The following is a 15,351-nucleotide window of genomic DNA, read 5'->3' as shown; positions in this document are numbered from 1 at the left end:
CCTCTACTTGACCGTCAAGGTGCCGTGCATGCTCGGGTGGTAGGTGCAGTGGAACGTGTACGTTCCAGGCTCGTTCGGCACCGTGATGGTTTCCGTCTCACCCGCTTCGATGTCCTCGTTGAACAACCCCGCGGTATCGGACGTGACCGAGTGCTCGACGGTGTCGTTGTTCTGAATGGTCAGTACCTGTCCGGGCATCACCGACTCCGGCGTCGAATATTCGAAACCGCTGATCACGATTCCCATCGACGACGCTCCCGGCGTCGACATACCCAGAGGCATGCTCGGCATCGACATACTGGTCGGCATGCTGGTCATCGGCATACTGGTCATCCCCATGCCGTCGTGATCGGCCGAATCGTTGTCCGACGAATCGTTGTTGTCACTGCACGCGGTCAGTGCGAACACCGCCAGGATCAGCGCTGCGAGCACTGCGAGAATCCGCTTCATTGCTTCGCCTCCTGCTCGTTCCCCCGCAGTCTGCTGATTACCCGCCGCCTAGGGGGCCAAACAGCTCCGATGTGGTGCCTGCGGCGCTGATAGTGCACGATTTCTGCACCAGCTCCACTCGCGGACCGACACTGAAGGAAACAGCACAGATGGCCAAGAGCAAAACGTCGAAGGCAGCCCAGCCGAAGGCGTCGAAGGCAGCGCAGCCCAAGGCTCCCAAGACAGCAGAGCCGAAGGTAGCCGAGAAGGCTCCCGCCGTTCTCTGGAAGGACCTGCCGGACGAGCACGACTACCCGGCAGCCCGCGATTACCTCCAGTTGGGCGCGACGCCGGTTCAGGTCCAAGCTCTCGTGTACGCCCTCAAGACGGCGACGCTGGTCTCGAAGAAGGCCAAAGACATCCTGCGGGCTGCCGGGCTACCCCTGCTGCCTGTCGACAACCCACACGTTGCTGCCGACCTGTTGAAGATCCGCAAGGGGATCGCGCTGTCGCCGATCCTGCTGGTGCAGGGAGACTTCCGCGCCGGAGTACCGGCGCAGATCGCCGACGGCTACCACCGTGTCTGTGCGAGCTACCACGTGGACGAGAACACCGCCATCCCCGCGAAGATCGCACCCTCGACAGTTAACTCGTAGGTCGTCGATGACCTTCGGCATCCTTGCCCTCGTCGCGCTGGCCGGCATTCTCGGCCCGCTGCTCGGCGCTCGCGTCAGCTGGCATGTCCCCGTGGTGGTCGGCGAACTTGCCGCGGGCGTCGTCTTCGGTGTCACCGGTTTCGGGCTGCTCGACTCTTCGGACCAGACTTTCACGTTCCTGGCCGATATCGGATTCGCGCTCACGATGATGGTGGCCGGCTCACACGTCCCGGTCCGCGATCCGGCAGTCCGTGCGGCAATCGGCAAGGGTGCCGTTCGCTCGGTTGTCGTCGGACTTCTGTCGGTTGTTGCCGGCTACGGTGCGGCGACGGCATTCGGCACCGGTCACGCCGCGCTGTACGCGGTCCTGATCGCGTCGTCGTCCGCGGCGTTGATTCTCCCCATCGTCGATTCGCTGGGGCTCGGTGGAACCTCGGTTCTGCAGATGACTGCCCAGGTCGCGATCGCGGACACCGTCTGCATTGTTGCGCTGCCTTTGGTGATCGATCCGGACAATGCCCCTCGTGCCGGTGTCGGCGCACTGGCTGTGGCGGCGTGTGCGGTTGCCTTGTTCTTCGTACTGCGAGCCTTCCACCGGTCCGGCCATTGGCGAAGGCTCCACAAATTCTCGGAGAAACGAAAGTTTGCACTCGAACTCCGGATCAATCTGGTGATCCTCTTTTCTCTGGCAGCGCTGGCGTCGAGCACTCACGTGTCGATCATGCTCGCGGGCTTCGCCTTCGGGCTCGTTCTTGCCGCGATCGGTGAACCCCGCCGCCTCGCCAAACAGCTCTTCGCCATCACCGACGGCTTCTTCGCTCCCCTCTTCTTCGTCTGGTTGGGAGCGGCGATCAATCTGCGCGACCTCGTCACCCATCCGTCCGCCATCTGGCTCGGATTGGTCTTGGGCGGAGCAACTCTCGTGGTTCACGCCGCGATACGCGCCCTCGGTCTCCCGCTCCCTCTCGGCGTGCTGTCCGCCGCACAACTGGGAGTACCGGTTGCCGCAGTTACGGTGGGCACTCAATTGGGGGTGATGGGCGACGGTGAACCCGCAGCCATCCTCCTCGCCGCCATGATCACGATCGGTGCAGCAACGCTGGCGGGTGCTGCCGCGTCGAAAGCTGGTCTCACGAAGCCTGCTTGACCGCGGCCCTCTCCACCGTCAGCAAGCTCTCCTCCGAATGTTCGGCGTGATACGCCGCGCCGCCGCCGCGGACACCGAAGAGTCGCTTGCTCCAGATCAGCCATACGACGGCAGCGATGTTCACCAGCAGCAACCCGGCCCTCAACCACGTGATCTTCTCGGTCAATTCGTAGATTTCGAGGGGCAGGAACAAGCTGGTCGCCACCACCGCGAAGTACTCGCCCCAGCGTTCGACCATCCACAGGCCGACTGCCTCGATCACTTGAAGGCCGGCGTAGACCAACAGCCCGACTGCGATCCAGGTGAGCGTCGTAGCGGACAACGAAAACGCCTGCTCGATGTGATGGACCAGTTTGGAATCGTCGATGTTCCAGCCCAATTGACGGGCAAGTGGCCTGATCAACGGCAATTCGTTCTCGAAGGCGTCCTCGGCGCGACCCTTCGACGATCTCAGTTCGAACACACCGATCGCCAGAAGAACCAAACCCAGAGCGCGGAACATTCTCTCGGTGGCGAGAAGTCGCATGATCAACCGGTCGCGAAGCAGCCTCCCCCGCGGAACCTCGGGGGCGGCGTCCGCCGGTCCCGATGCTCGGGGCGCTCCCGGGACGAAGTTGCCGCAACGTAGGCATCGCCACGCCTGACCCACCGCAGTATCCACATGTAGTCGATCCCGCAGTTCCGGTTCGTCCGGAGCGTAGGTCTCGTGACCGTGCCAACTGCACGAGCGCAATGCGAAGTCCACGGGTGAACTCTATGCCGCATACGCCCGGTAGCGTGGATACCCGCTGACCGTGCACTTCGAACGATGAGGATTCCGATGACAACCACCAAGATCGAAACCCGGCATGGCGTCATGGCAGTCGACGACAGTGCCACCGACGGTTTTCCGGTTGTCTTCATTCACGGGAACTCGGCCAGCCGCTCCATCTTCCGTCATCAGGTCGACGCCGACTGGGCCGGCGACTACCGCATGATCACTCTGGACCTACTCGGCCACGGCGACTCCGAGGACGCGAGCGATCCCGAAACCGCATACACGCAGAACGGTTACGCCGACGCCATCGTCGATGTTCTGACCGAACTCGGCGTCGAAAGAGCCGTTGTCGTCGGCTGGTCGCTCGGCGGACACATCGCTCTCGAGTTGATCGCGAAATTCCCCGGGCTCACCGGAATCGTCATCACCGGTACGCCGCCGGCAAATCCCGAGACGCTCGGCGACGCCTTCAATGCCGGCGACGGATTGTCCATCGGCGGCACCGAGGTCATCACCGCGCAAGAAGCCGAACTCTACGCACGAATGACCGCCGTTCCCTTCGAGCAGGCTGCCCTCGACGCCGCGATACGCACGGACGGACGCGCTCGCAAGATCATGTTCGACGCATTCGGCGCCGGCCGCGAATCGGATCAGAAGGCTCTGGTTGCAACGGCGTCTGTGCCTCTCGCGGTGATCGACGGCGCCGAGGACCCGTTCGTGAACACGTCGTATGTCGCGTCGTTGACCTTCGCGAATCTCTGGGAGGGCACGTATCACGTGATTCCCGGTGTGGGGCATGCAGCGTTCTGGGAAGCCCCTGAGGTGTACAACCCACTGTTGCAACGATTCCTCGGCAGTTTCGCACAGTAACCTGCTGGACAACCTGCTGGACGCGGCGTCCTATGAGATAGAAGCCACTCGACAATCCGGCCATGTCCGGATCATTCATCGCCGTCCTACAGTTCGGAAAACGACTGGAGGCACTGCGATGACCATTCTCGAGCACGGCACGGAAACGTGCATCGGTGGACCGACCCTTCCCCAGATACGACGCCTCGTCACCGAAGTGCCCGGCCCCAACTCGCGCGCTTTGGCAAAGCGCCGGAGCGCCGCACTACCGGCCGGGCTGACCAGCGGATCCAGCATTTACGTTGCCGCAGCGGGCGGAGGAGTTGTCGTCGACGTCGACGACAACTCGTTCATCGACTTCGGCAGCGGCATCGCCGTGACCACCGTCGGAAACAGTGCGCCGCGCGTGGTCGAACGCACCACGCGCCAGCTCGGTCAGTTCACCCATACGTGTTTCCTCGCAAACCCCTATGAGGGGTACCTCGAGGTCTGCGAAGCGCTCAACCGCCTGACCCCGGGAGATCACGAGAAGCGAACAGCGCTGTTCAACACCGGCAGCGAAGCGCTCGAGAACGCCGTGAAATACGCACGTGCCGCCACCGGTCGCCCGGCAGTTGTCGTCTTCGACCACGCATTCCACGGTCGCACGTTGATGACCATGACGATGACAGCCAAGAACCAGCCGTACAAGGCCACATTCGGCCCGTTCGCACCAGAGGTCTACCGGGTTCCGATGGCATACCCCTACCGTTGGCCGAGCGGCCCCGAAAACGCGGCCGACGAAGCATTCGCCCAGTTCCGTCTTGCGATCGACACTCAGATCGGCGCCGAATCGGTAGCCGCTGTGGTCGTGGAACCGATTCAGGGTGAGGGCGGTTTCATCGTTCCCGCTCCGGGATTCCTGAAGCGAATCTCGGAATTCTGCCGTGAGCGCGGCATTCTCGTCGTCGCGGACGAGGTCCAGACCGGTATCGCACGAACCGGATCCTGGTTCGCCAGCGAGAGTGAGGACTTCGTCCCCGACATCATCACAACCGCAAAAGGTCTCGCCGGCGGAATGCCACTCGCCGCCGTGACCGGCCGTGCCGACGTCATGGACGCCGCGCATCCCGGTGGTATCGGCGGTACGTACAGCGGCAATCCCGTTGCCTGCGAGGCCGCCCTGGCAGTTTTCGAGACGATCGAGATGGAAGGGCTCCTCGACCGCGCCAAGGACATCGGCGACATTCTGACCACAGGTTTGTCCGAAATCGCTTCGGACACAGACATAATCGGCGACATTCGCGGACGCGGCGCCATGATTGCAATCGAACTCGTCCACGACGAGGACAAGGCTCCGAATCGCGAGGCCGTCGCCCAGATCGTCAGCTACGCCCACGCGCACGGTCTCCTTATGCTCACCGCCGGCACCTATGGAAACGTCGTCCGTTTCCTCCCACCGCTGAGCATCTCCGACGAGTTGCTGACCGAAGGACTCGGTATTCTTCGCGACGCTGTGGCCGCAGTCCGATGAGCGTCGCAGTGCGCAGCTTGATCGGCGGAGCTTGGGTCACGGGCAGCGACGGCACACTGACGGACACCAACCCGGCCCGTCCCGACGAGGTTGTCGCCACCGGAGGCCGCGCCGGTGCCTCCGAAATGGCGACCGGTGTTCGCGTCGCCCGCATCGCCGCGAACGACTGGGCCCGCCTGCCGATGTCCGCACGCGGCGCATACCTCACTCGTGCAGCGGAAATCATAGAATCCAACGCTGAGGCCTGGGGCGAAGAACTCACCCGCGAAGAAGGGAAAACGCTGGCCGAGGGTATCGGAGAGGTGCGCCGCGCAGCGCAGATTCTGCGTTACTACGGCAACGCCGCCGACCGCGAGACCGGAACGGTGTATTCCTCCCCACGTAGCAGCGAGCAGATTCTCGTCACTCGCAAACCTCTCGGCGTGGTAGGCGTCGTCACGCCGTTCAACTTCCCGATCGCGATCCCGGCATGGAAGATTGCGCCTGCCTTGGTGTACGGAAACACCGTCGTCTGGAAACCGGCTGCCGCGGTGCCCCTTCTGGCCTTCCGTCTCGCGCAGGCACTGACCGAAGCGGGCCTACCCGACGGAGTCCTGAACATGATCCTCGCCGACAGCGCGGCCGGTGAAGCGCTGGTCGATCACCCGGACCTCGACGCCGTCACCTTCACCGGTTCCACCGGCGTCGGCCGAAAGATCGCGGGATCTGCTGCGGCGCGCGGAATTCCGGTACAGGCGGAAATGGGTGGAAAGAACGCAGCCGTCGTACTTGCCGACGCAGATCTCGAGCTTGCGGTCGAGCAGGTGATGCTGGGCGCATTTCGGTCAACCGGCCAGAAATGCACGGCCACTTCACGTCTGGTGCTCCATGAATCCATCGCCGAGGAATTCCTGGCCAGGCTGACCGTTGAAGTCAAGCAACTGAGAGTCGGAGATCCACTCGATCCCGACGTCACGACAGGTCCCGTGGTCAGCGCATACGCGCAGCAGTCGATCATCGAGGGGATCAATCGAGCCGTCGACGGCGGCGCCAGGGTTGTGGCCACCGCCGAAGCGCCGCAGTCGGGCTACTACGTCCAACCGACAGTGCTGGAACTACCGTCGAGCACCGAACTGTGGTTCGAGGAACTCTTCGGCCCGGTGCTGGCGGTGCAGCGGGCAGCAACAACCGCAGACGCATTCCGCTTGGCGAACGAGGGCGAATTCGGTTTGTCCGCAGCATTGTTCACGCAAGACCTGACCAGTGCACTGGCCGGTATCGACGATCTGGACGTGGGGATCCTGCACGTCAATTCGGAATCGGCGGGCGCTGATCCCCACGTACCTTTCGGCGGCGCGAAGAGGAGTGGATACGGACCCAAGGAACAAGGCGACGCGGCGCGAGAGTTCTTCACTCACACCACCACCGTCTATCTCAGGGGCGGCCGAGCGTGATCTGAATTCGATTCCGCCTGCAGCAGTTCACGAGCTTTGAGTGCGATCCACAACTCGGACCGGGTGTGGGCGGAATCGAGATCTCTCCCGATCAACTCGGCAGCCTTGTCCATGCGGTTACGCAGCGTGTGCCGGTGAACACCCAATTGCGCTGCAGCGGATTCCCATTGACCATTGTGGTGCAGGAACGCTTCGATCGAGTCCACCAGACGGGAACTGTTCTCGGCGTCGTAGCCTTCCAGCACACCGAGACCTCCGGCCGCGATCGACTGCAGAACTTCGCTCGACTGCACACTCAACAAGAGACTGAAAGTCCCGAGTTCTGAGAACGGAACGAGCGTGTGTCCTTCGACCTGCCCCACTTTGGCAGCAGAGACGGCCTCGCGCAGACTGGCCGCAACACCGCTCATCGGCCGGACGCCACCGATTCCACCGTTGATACTCCGGCGTGAATTCTCCCGTACTCTCGCATACACACTGCGTGTGACCTTCTCCGCAACTTCACTTTTCACGACGAACCACACACCGGTTCCGTCATTCAGCGGGGCCAACAGGTACGGCACCGACTCTTCTTCCAGGGCCGCTGAAGTGATGTCGGTGGCCGCAAGCAAAGGTCCGACATCGGTCAAGGCGGTTGCCACCACCGTGGTTTCGGATTCGAATCCGAAGTACCGCAACAGACTTTCGTCGACGTCACCGCCGGCCTGGCGCACCATCGTCGTAACGGCCAACCTCAGCCGCTGTTCGGCATCGACAACCCGCAACGGCTTGGCAAGCTCGATGGTCAACAGCGACACCGTGTGGCCCACCAACAATCGCTCGGACTGATCCAAGGCGGCCTCGGACGCCACGGCCAGCGTGCCGCTCACAGCAAGGCGGTGAATGGCCAGGTGGCCGTCGTCGTCCACCACGATCCGGCTGCGCTCCTTACCTGATCGCTCCCTGATGCGTTCGGGCAGAGACGAACTCGCACCTTCCGTCAGAGCCAGCACCGCGCCGTCCCGATCGAGAACACAGACTGCTGCGTGAACGGCTCGACCCAGGGCAGTGATCAGAGCCGGCACCCCGTCGAGCAGAGCACGCGCCAACTTCTCCTGCGCGTCGACCACTGCCTGCACCGTTCGTATCTGGTCGGCGGTCAGTTCGTCGATCACGGCCCGCGAAATGGCGATGAACGGCGTCTCCTTGGCGACGGAAAGCACGGCAAAACCCAGTTCGTCGCCGGCCCTGATGATCGCGTCCGGCACCCTCTCGTGCACGGTGCCGGTGTCGAACGCCAGTGCCACCGCACCGGTCTGCGCGATGCGCTCGACGTACTCGTATTGCTTTGTCGCCGAACGCGGTAGATGCAGCCCCGTCGTCATGACAAGCTCTCCACCGGCGAGCCAACGGGTCGGATCCTGCAATTCGATTGCGTGCGCCCAGCTGATCGACAGATCCACGTCGTCGTGACCGGCAACGATCGTGAGGCCGAGCGAGGTGGTGGCCGCCAGGCGCCGGACAGTCATCGGCATTACCGGAACCTCCGAAGACATTGAACAGAAAGGCAGTGGATAAATGGGCAGTGGACAGAACTGACAGTTTCCAGTTCAGATTTGTACATCAAGTCCATGTTCTGGATCACACGATGAGCTTAGCGTCTCTCCGAAAGAACTGATCGCGTCATGCAATAGGAGCTGAGCCCAGATGCCCGACAGCAGCACCGAAACAGCCGAAGCCGCCAGCGTTCATTCGACACTCAAAACAGGCTTGAAGAAGCGCCACCTGACCATGCTTTCCATGGGCGGCGTCATCGGCGCCGGTTTCTTCGTCGGTCTGAGCGGAATCATCAACCAGGCCGGCCCCGGCGCAGTCATCACGTGCGCGATCTGCGGGATCATCGTGTTCCTGGTGATGCGCATGCTCGGCGAAATGGCCGTGGCCAAGCCGTGTACGGGATCGTTCACCGAATACGCCCGCATGGCGTTGGGCGACTGGGCGGGTTTCACCACTGGCTGGCTCTACTGGTATTTCTGGGTGATCGTCGTCGGCATCGAATCCGTCGTCGGAGCAACCTTGCTCTCCCGGTGGATCCATGGTGTCCCGCTCTGGCTCATGTCAGCGGTACTCCTGTTGGTGATGACCGGGGTCAATCTTCTCTCCGTCAGCAACTTCGGCGAGGCTGAATACTGGTTTGCGGGTATCAAGGTCGCCGTCATCATCGGCTTCATCGTGCTCGGCAGTCTGTTCGTCTTCGGCATCTGGCCCGGCAATGAAGTCGATTTCAGCAATCTGACCGGCCACGGAGGATTTCTGCCGAACGGCTTCACCCCCGTACTGGTGGGCGTTGTCGCCGTGATCTTCTCCATGACCGGAGCCGAGCTTGTCACGATCGCCGCAGCGGAATCCGCCGAACCTGCCGGAGCGATCAGGCGGGCCACGAACACGGTCGTCTTCCGCATTCTCGCCTTCTTCGTTGTCGCCACCTTCCTCCTCGTGACGATGCTGCCGTGGGATTCGTTCGTCGTCGGCGATTCTCCGTTCATCTCCGCACTCGACCTGCTCGGAATTCCCGGCGCCGCCGACATTCTCAATCTCGTGGTTCTGGTCGCGGTGCTGTCCTGCCTCAATTCCGGCCTGTACACGGCGTCACGGATGCTCTTCGCACTCTCCGTCTACAACGACGCGCCGGCCTGGATGACACGGACCAACAGCCGCGGCGTGCCGGTGAAGGGCGTACTCGCCTGCACCGTGGCCGGGTACTTCTGTATCGCGGCCGGCTACATCTGGCCGGATACGATTTTCTTGTTCCTCGTGAATTCGTCGGGCGCAATCTGCTTGTTCGTTTACATCCTGATCTGTGTATCCGAACTACGCCTCCGACGCCGATGGGAACGCGAAAGCCCCGAGATTCTGAAATTCCGTGTCTGGTTGTATCCCGGCCTGCCGATAGTGGTCACTGGTCTGATTCTCGTGATCCTGGTGGGAATGGGGCTCAACGAACCCACGCGCGCGGAATTCGTCCAAAGCCTGGTCGCGCTGGGGGTCATCCTCGCCGCTTACGGCGTGAGAAAGTCTCGTACGCGAAAAGTCGGATCGTTCGCGACCGCCTCGAACAACGCACACAGCAGTTCGAAGAAGGCTTGAAACAAGCATCGAGTAAGCGCTCGACTCGATAATTGAACCTCTTCCCCGAAAAGAGCCGATCCGATGGAAGCGGTCGAACATAGATTTTCTCTTTACCTAAATTCAAGGCAAAATGGACAGCATGCCGAGCCCTGTCATCGCCTCCGAGGGGCACAGTTCTTGGCGAACACTTCACGAATGGTTCAACGAACCACACGACTACGAGTGGATAAAGCACCAGAGATCCGGCCGGGCAATCATTCCGATCTTTCGAACCTTGCTCGGAATGATGACGATCATCTTCGGACTGTCCGCTTTCTACAAATTGATCGGTCCGGATACGCCGCCGACCACACCCGGCAAAGCTCTTTCGATTTTCATGATCTGTACGTGTGTGGGAATCGCCGCATGCTGGTTCACACAACCGTTTCCCGGACGCCGGGGGTTGCTTGCATTCGGAATATTCGCAGATCTCGGGATCGCGGCTGCCGTCCTCCTGGTGCCGGATCGCTCGTCCGGGACGTTCGGTTGCATCGTCTTCGCGGTCACCGGAACCTTTGCGACGCTTTTTGTCAGCGCAAAGTGGCTTGTCGCTCATGTCGTTTGGTCGACGACCGTCACGACCACCGTTTTCGTTCTTGCATATCTGGAAGGCGACGTCGATATCACGACGCTTCTGGCCCGCGGCACCGTTCTTTTCGGAGCTGTCACACTCGTTCCCATTTTTGCGCACCTGACTTGGCGCACTCTCTACCGCGATGCCCAGTATTCGGACCGGGATCCCCTCACTGGACTGTTCAACCGTCGGGGACTGGAAGGGGCAGTCGGCGATCTCTTCGAGAGCGCCCGAGACGATTCTTCATCTCTCGCCTTCATCGTCGTCGATATCGACAAATTCAAAACAGTGAATGATCTTCACGGTCATGCCGAAGGCGATCATGTCATCAGGAGAACCGCGAACCGATTGAGCACACATCTCGGCGAACGCGGAGTCATCGCTCGAACCGGCGGGGAAGAATACCTGGCCGTCATCGCCGGCGATCCCGAATCGACAACCCTGTTGATCGAAGGGATAAACGCGGCGCTGTCGGATTGTTCCGACGCGATCCCCACAACGGTGAGCGTCGGAGCGGTGATGATGACCGCCGAATCGAAGGCGTGGAGCGGCGGTGCTTCCGCAATCCTGGCGGCGACAAATGTCGCGGATTCGATGATGTATCAAGCGAAAGCGGCAGGCGGTAATACGATCCGCTCGGCTCAGATCTGATTCACAGCCACGTAAGTGGGTGGACGCTGCGCCCGGTTTCCGTGTCCGTCGCGGCAAGATACACATCGACGCGCTCAGCGGTCAGAGCCTTGCTGATGTGGTAACCCTGGACCAGGTCACACCCGACCCACTGGACGCGGCGGAACTGCTCGATGGTCTCCACGCCCTCGGCCAACGATTTCATACCGAGGGCCGCGGCCAATTCGACAATGGACTTCACCACGGACATCTTCGGATCGTCCGAGTCGGTGACCAGCATTCGATCGATCTTGAGAACGTCGATTGGAAGTCTCTGGAGCGTGGCGAAGGACGAATAGCCGGTGCCGAAATCGTCGAGTGCGACGGTAACCCCGAGCTCACGCAGCTTGTAGAGATCCCGGATCGCGCGATCGTCCACAACACCTGTCTCGGTGATTTCGAGCTGCAGCAGTTGCGGAGGCAAGCCCGAATCCGTCAGCGCTTTCTTCACCATCGCACCGAACTCTCGCGACACCAACTGCACTGGTGAAACGTTGACCGAGACGCCAATTCCGGTCGGCCACCCCGCAGCGGCGGCGGTCGCCATCGCCATTGCCTGCGCACCGAGGGGAATGATCATTCCGGTTTCCTCCGCCACCGAGATGAACTGGCTGGGCCCGATGAGGCCGCGGCTGGGATGGTTCCACCGAAGAAGAGCCTCGAAGGCCACCACTTCACCGGTCTGAGTGTCGACCTGAGGCTGGTAATGGAGATCGAACTGCCCTTCCTCGATCCCTCTGTCCAGCTCGTGCAACGCCGTCGCCCGCGCCGATGCCCTCGCCCGCAGCAGCGGTGAGAACTTGCCCACTCGATTGCGTCCCGTCGACTTCGCCTCGTACAGAGCCAGATCCGCCAGCATCACCAATCCGTCGGCGTCCGTCGAATCCTCGGGCGCGCTCGAGTAACCGATCGTGGCCCGCACTTCGATCCGATTGCCTTCGACGAAGAATGGTTCGTGCAGCACTTCCAGGTACCGATCGAAGATCACACCGGGATCGTCGCGCGAAGACGTGCAGACGATCAGCCCGAATTCGTCACCGCCCATCCGCGAGCACATGTCCGAACCGATCACGTCGCGAAGGCGTTTCGTGACTTCGAGAAGTAATTGGTCCCCGATCGGATGACCAAGGGTGTCGTTCACCGATTTGAAGTTGTCGAGGTCGAGAATCCCGACGAGAACCTGCTTCTCCGGCGCGCGGGAATCGATCGCTTCCTCGAGTGCCACTCCGAACGCACGACGGTTCGGCAACCCGGTCAACGAGTCGGTGGCCGCAAGGCGAAGGATCTCCTGCTCGTGGACATACCTCTCCGTGATGTCGGAACCGACACCGCGCCAACCCAGAATCACGCCGGATTCGAGGACCCGTGGATTGCCGGAAAGAGACCACCAGCGTCGCCTACCGTCGACATGCACCGGCACGACGGTGTCCCGGAAGGGAGCACTCGATTCGAGTTTGTCGATCATCTGGGCCGCGGCCGCACGCCCCTCCGGACTCGATGCGATCTGGAGTCTGGTGAGGAGTTGCCCGAAGGTGAGTTGCTGCAACTCGTCCACCGTCATACCTGCGACCTCGGCGAGACGTGCCGAGGTGTGGGAGAACCGGCCGTTGGTGTCGCACTCCCACAGCCAGTCGCGGGAACCGCCCTCGAAACCGTCGAGCAACAACGCCACAGTCTGACGCTCGGATTCCGCCTGAAACTCTGCGAGACAACGTCTCTGGAAAGAGGCCGACAGATAGACCGCCCCTACGGTGAGCGCAAACATGTAGATGCACAACTGAATCGCAAGTATGCGAAAGTGGGGTTCGGCGTGGACGACGAGAACAGTGAAGACGCCGAGGCCGTGAATGTAGATCCAGGTCAGGCTCACCGATCTCAGACTCGAGAACGTCACGGTCCCGGCGCCCATGATCCCGGCCATCGTCGCGATCAGAACCAAGTCGCGGAAGACGTCCATGTCGTGAAAGAGCAGAGCGAAAAGTGTGACGTCGAGGGTCGCGACCACGATCACTTCGACGAGCAGACCCACGTAGTCGTAGCGCGGGGTGTGCTTCGACGGCCGCCAGCGAAGGGGAATCCATACTCGGATCGAATTCGCGAGGACGAGAAAGATGAGGGCGCCACCCAACCACCTGAGCGTCTGACGTCCGGGCGGGACGGTGTAGGTCAGAATCACGACCAAACTCGCCATGTACGCAAGATTGGCGAACGGCGCGACGGCTGCAGCTTCGTCTATCTGACGGCGAAACAGGCTGTTGCAGTCGGCCTCCGAAGCAGGATCTTGCCTGCCCAATCGACTCGGACGGCTCATCAGCGAGGCATCCCGACATCTGCGCAGGCGCCATCAGCGGGCGTCGAATCCGCTCGCCTGGCCATCCGAACCTCCCCTGGCTCCCCACCGAACCCTTATCCGGTGAAACGTCAGTGTTTCAGACTCGCTGCTTGTTTCCTTCACAACGGTAGCCATCTGACGAATCGATTGTGCGCAGATCACTATATCCAGAGGTCGTTCCGTCGATCGTCCAGGTCGATCCGCGATTGCTGATTCTTAGCTCGAACCATGTTTGTCGCCGACCGCGACGCGGGGGATTCGAGCGGTCGGGAACAACGCGGCGATTGCGAGCAGCGCTGCCACGGCAAAAGCGACACGCAACGCGTCCAGCCTGGCTTCTTCGTTCACGTCCACGATCGCATCCGCCGTGGACTCGGCGACGCCGGCGTCATCGAGAGCGGATCGGAGTTGCGTCGTCGACAGGAACGGCACGCCCGAGGCCATGTCGGTGCTCGCTTGCTGCTGCACCGATGTCGGAACCGCCGGATTGTCTTCGATTCCGGCGATCGCCGACGTCGTGAGAGTGGCAATGAGAACCGATCCGATCAGGGCAGTTCCCAAGGAAGCGCCGAGGTTGGTGGCGGTGTTCTGCAACCCGCCGACCTCGGTGCTGCGCTCGTCCGGGACCGAGGACACCGTGACGGCTCCGAGCTGCGAAGACAGGCACCCCAAGCCGAAACCCATGAACAGCATGGGAAGCATCACGATCGCCGCATTGGCGCCGGGGTCCATGCCTGCAACGAGCATCAGAATGCCGACGACCATGACCAACAATCCGACTCGGACCACGCGTCGCGGGTTCGCGGTAGGCCGTAGCTTCGGAATACCGATCGCCGCCACGACGAGCGCCGCCGACAACGGCAGGATGCGAATTCCGGTCTCGAGAGCGCTGAGTTCCAGAACTACGGACAAGAACAAAGGAACCGCGAAGAACACGCCCGCCTGCACCAGAAACTGCGCGAAGAACATGGAAAGTCCGCCACTGAGCTCGCGGTTTCGCAGCATCGCCGGATCAAGCAACGGCTCCTTCCCCGCAGCGGCCAGGCGTCCCTCCCAGCGCAGGAATCCGTACACGACCAGGAGCCCGGCGATCAGTAGCCACACCACCGGGGAAAGCCCGACCAGCTGCGGTCCGTCGGGTTTGGCCTGCACCCAACCCCACTCGCTCGAGCGCAGTACGCCGAAGACGATCATGCCCAGCCCGACCACGGACAAGATCGATCCGACGTAGTCGAGGCGCGACTTCGACGGTGGGACGTCGACCACCTTGCTCAGCACCAGCAAGATCAGGACAACGATCACGACTTCGCCGACGAACACGTAACGCCATGACGCAAATGTCGTCGCGGCGCCGCCGATCAGCGGCCCGACCGCCACGGCCATCGCGCCGGCGGCAGCGACCAGACCGTAGGCAGCCGGGCGCTTCTGCGCCGGAAAGTTGGTGGCGACGAGCGCGACGATCGCGGGCATGATGAGTGCCGCACCGACGCCTTCGAGGAACGACCATCCGATCAGCAGGACCGCAAGATTGGGAGCGAGCGCCGTTGTCAGAGAACCAGCGCCGTAGATGATCAAGCCGAGCGCGAAGGCCCGGCGACGACCCATCATCGACCCCAGCTTGCTGCCCGTGATCATCAGCGTCGCCATGACCAGGGTGTACAGCGTGATCGCGGTTTGAATGCCGGTGATGCTCGTGCCGACGTCCTCGGCGACGGTTGCCATCGAAACGTTCATGACCGAACTGTCCAACGTCATCAGGAATTGGCTGGATGCCAACACCGTGAGAACTAGTCCTGAACCCGCCTGCGTCGTCGAACCAGCAACCTGTCCGTCACCCATCGTGCG

Annotated in this window: 12 protein-coding genes; 7 read left to right on the top strand and 5 right to left on the bottom strand. The window is 61.9% G+C overall.

Features of this window, described 5'->3' with window-relative positions:
* Positions 1-3: 3 nt before the first annotated feature.
* Complete coding sequence (locus ATN37_RS23860; RefSeq protein ID WP_042446430.1) at positions 4-450, bottom strand: cupredoxin domain-containing protein; 447 nt, start codon at positions 448-450, stop codon at positions 4-6.
* A gap of 272 nt (positions 451-722) precedes the next feature.
* On the opposite strand from ATN37_RS23860, the gene ATN37_RS23855 reads away from it, so the two are divergent.
* Both ATN37_RS23855 and ATN37_RS23850 read left to right on the top strand, forming a co-directional pair.
* On the top strand, positions 723-1,085 hold the full coding sequence (locus ATN37_RS23855; protein WP_042446474.1) for a hypothetical protein: 363 nt from the start codon (positions 723-725) through the stop codon (positions 1,083-1,085).
* A 7-nt stretch (positions 1,086-1,092) separates the two neighbouring features.
* Complete coding sequence (locus ATN37_RS23850; protein ID WP_030536077.1) at positions 1,093-2,232, top strand: cation:proton antiporter; 1,140 nt, start codon at positions 1,093-1,095, stop codon at positions 2,230-2,232.
* Here the strand turns inward: ATN37_RS23850 and ATN37_RS23845 are convergent.
* Positions 2,216-2,977: a DUF2127 domain-containing protein gene (locus ATN37_RS23845; protein WP_003943067.1), complete on the bottom strand. Its 762-nt coding sequence runs from the start codon at positions 2,975-2,977 to the stop codon at positions 2,216-2,218. The genes ATN37_RS23850 and ATN37_RS23845 overlap by 17 nt on opposite strands.
* Positions 2,978-3,052: 75 nt before the next feature.
* Here ATN37_RS23845 and ATN37_RS23840 point away from each other — a divergent pair, with 75 nt between their 5' ends.
* The 3 genes from ATN37_RS23840 (at position 3,053) to ATN37_RS23830 (ending at position 6,784) form a co-directional block, all read left to right on the top strand.
* Entirely contained in the window at positions 3,053-3,859 is an 807-nt protein-coding gene (locus ATN37_RS23840) for an alpha/beta fold hydrolase (protein ID WP_058038345.1), read from the top strand.
* A 118-nt stretch (positions 3,860-3,977) separates the two neighbouring features.
* Positions 3,978-5,351: a 4-aminobutyrate--2-oxoglutarate transaminase gene (gene gabT / locus ATN37_RS23835; protein ID WP_058038346.1), complete on the top strand. Its 1,374-nt coding sequence runs from the start codon at positions 3,978-3,980 to the stop codon at positions 5,349-5,351.
* Complete coding sequence (locus tag ATN37_RS23830) at positions 5,348-6,784, top strand: aldehyde dehydrogenase family protein (protein WP_058038347.1); 1,437 nt, start codon at positions 5,348-5,350, stop codon at positions 6,782-6,784. The genes gabT and ATN37_RS23830 overlap by 4 nt, the downstream gene beginning before the upstream one ends.
* Here the strand turns inward: ATN37_RS23830 and ATN37_RS23825 are convergent.
* Positions 6,760-8,292, bottom strand: a complete 1,533-nt coding sequence (locus tag ATN37_RS23825) for a PucR family transcriptional regulator (RefSeq protein ID WP_256933476.1) — start codon at positions 8,290-8,292, stop codon at positions 6,760-6,762. The two genes, ATN37_RS23830 and ATN37_RS23825, sit on opposite strands and share 25 nt — an antisense overlap.
* Before the next feature lie 178 nt (positions 8,293-8,470).
* Here ATN37_RS23825 and ATN37_RS23820 point away from each other — a divergent pair, with 178 nt between their 5' ends.
* Together ATN37_RS23820 and ATN37_RS23815 are read left to right on the top strand one after the other, a co-directional pair.
* On the top strand, positions 8,471-9,910 hold the full coding sequence (locus ATN37_RS23820) for an amino acid permease (RefSeq protein WP_218695696.1): 1,440 nt from the start codon (positions 8,471-8,473) through the stop codon (positions 9,908-9,910).
* A 121-nt stretch (positions 9,911-10,031) separates the two neighbouring features.
* Positions 10,032-11,156 (top strand): GGDEF domain-containing protein, encoded by a 1,125-nt coding sequence (locus ATN37_RS23815; RefSeq protein ID WP_076948643.1) that lies wholly within the window; start codon positions 10,032-10,034, stop codon positions 11,154-11,156.
* A 1-nt stretch (position 11,157) separates the two neighbouring features.
* Here ATN37_RS23815 and ATN37_RS23810 read toward each other — a convergent pair whose 3' ends face one another.
* Together ATN37_RS23810 and ATN37_RS23805 are read right to left on the bottom strand one after the other, a co-directional pair.
* Positions 11,158-13,485, bottom strand: coding sequence for a bifunctional diguanylate cyclase/phosphodiesterase (locus tag ATN37_RS23810; RefSeq protein WP_042446441.1), 2,328 nt, complete (start codon positions 13,483-13,485; stop codon positions 11,158-11,160).
* A 237-nt stretch (positions 13,486-13,722) separates the two neighbouring features.
* Complete coding sequence (locus ATN37_RS23805; RefSeq protein WP_218695695.1) at positions 13,723-15,345, bottom strand: MFS transporter; 1,623 nt, start codon at positions 15,343-15,345, stop codon at positions 13,723-13,725.
* Positions 15,346-15,351 lie beyond the last annotated feature (6 nt).

Origin of the sequence: Rhodococcus sp. MH15, from assembly GCF_019266045.1 — a bacterium.
Lineage (GTDB): Bacteria > Actinomycetota > Actinomycetes > Mycobacteriales > Mycobacteriaceae > Rhodococcus_F > Rhodococcus_F qingshengii.
The sequence above is the reverse complement of the archived record's forward strand: the minus strand, read 5'-3'. Positions and strand labels throughout refer to the sequence as shown.

Excerpts from the sequence above, each read along its gene's own strand:
- ATN37_RS23860 (WP_042446430.1), bottom strand. The coding sequence starts at position 450 with ATGAAGCGGATTCTCGCAGTGCTCGCAGCGCTGATCCTGGCGGTGTTC.
- ATN37_RS23850 (WP_030536077.1), top strand. The coding sequence starts at position 1,093 with ATGACCTTCGGCATCCTTGCCCTCGTCGCGCTGGCCGGCATTCTCGGC.
- ATN37_RS23840 (WP_058038345.1), top strand. The coding sequence starts at position 3,053 with ATGACAACCACCAAGATCGAAACCCGGCATGGCGTCATGGCAGTCGAC.
- gabT (WP_058038346.1), top strand. The coding sequence starts at position 3,978 with ATGACCATTCTCGAGCACGGCACGGAAACGTGCATCGGTGGACCGACC.
- ATN37_RS23830 (WP_058038347.1), top strand. The coding sequence starts at position 5,348 with ATGAGCGTCGCAGTGCGCAGCTTGATCGGCGGAGCTTGGGTCACGGGC.
- ATN37_RS23825 (WP_256933476.1), bottom strand. The coding sequence starts at position 8,292 with ATGACTGTCCGGCGCCTGGCGGCCACCACCTCGCTCGGCCTCACGATC.
- ATN37_RS23820 (WP_218695696.1), top strand. The coding sequence starts at position 8,471 with ATGCCCGACAGCAGCACCGAAACAGCCGAAGCCGCCAGCGTTCATTCG.
- ATN37_RS23815 (WP_076948643.1), top strand. The coding sequence starts at position 10,032 with ATGCCGAGCCCTGTCATCGCCTCCGAGGGGCACAGTTCTTGGCGAACA.
- ATN37_RS23810 (WP_042446441.1), bottom strand. The coding sequence starts at position 13,485 with ATGAGCCGTCCGAGTCGATTGGGCAGGCAAGATCCTGCTTCGGAGGCC.
- ATN37_RS23805 (WP_218695695.1), bottom strand. The coding sequence starts at position 15,345 with ATGGGTGACGGACAGGTTGCTGGTTCGACGACGCAGGCGGGTTCAGGA.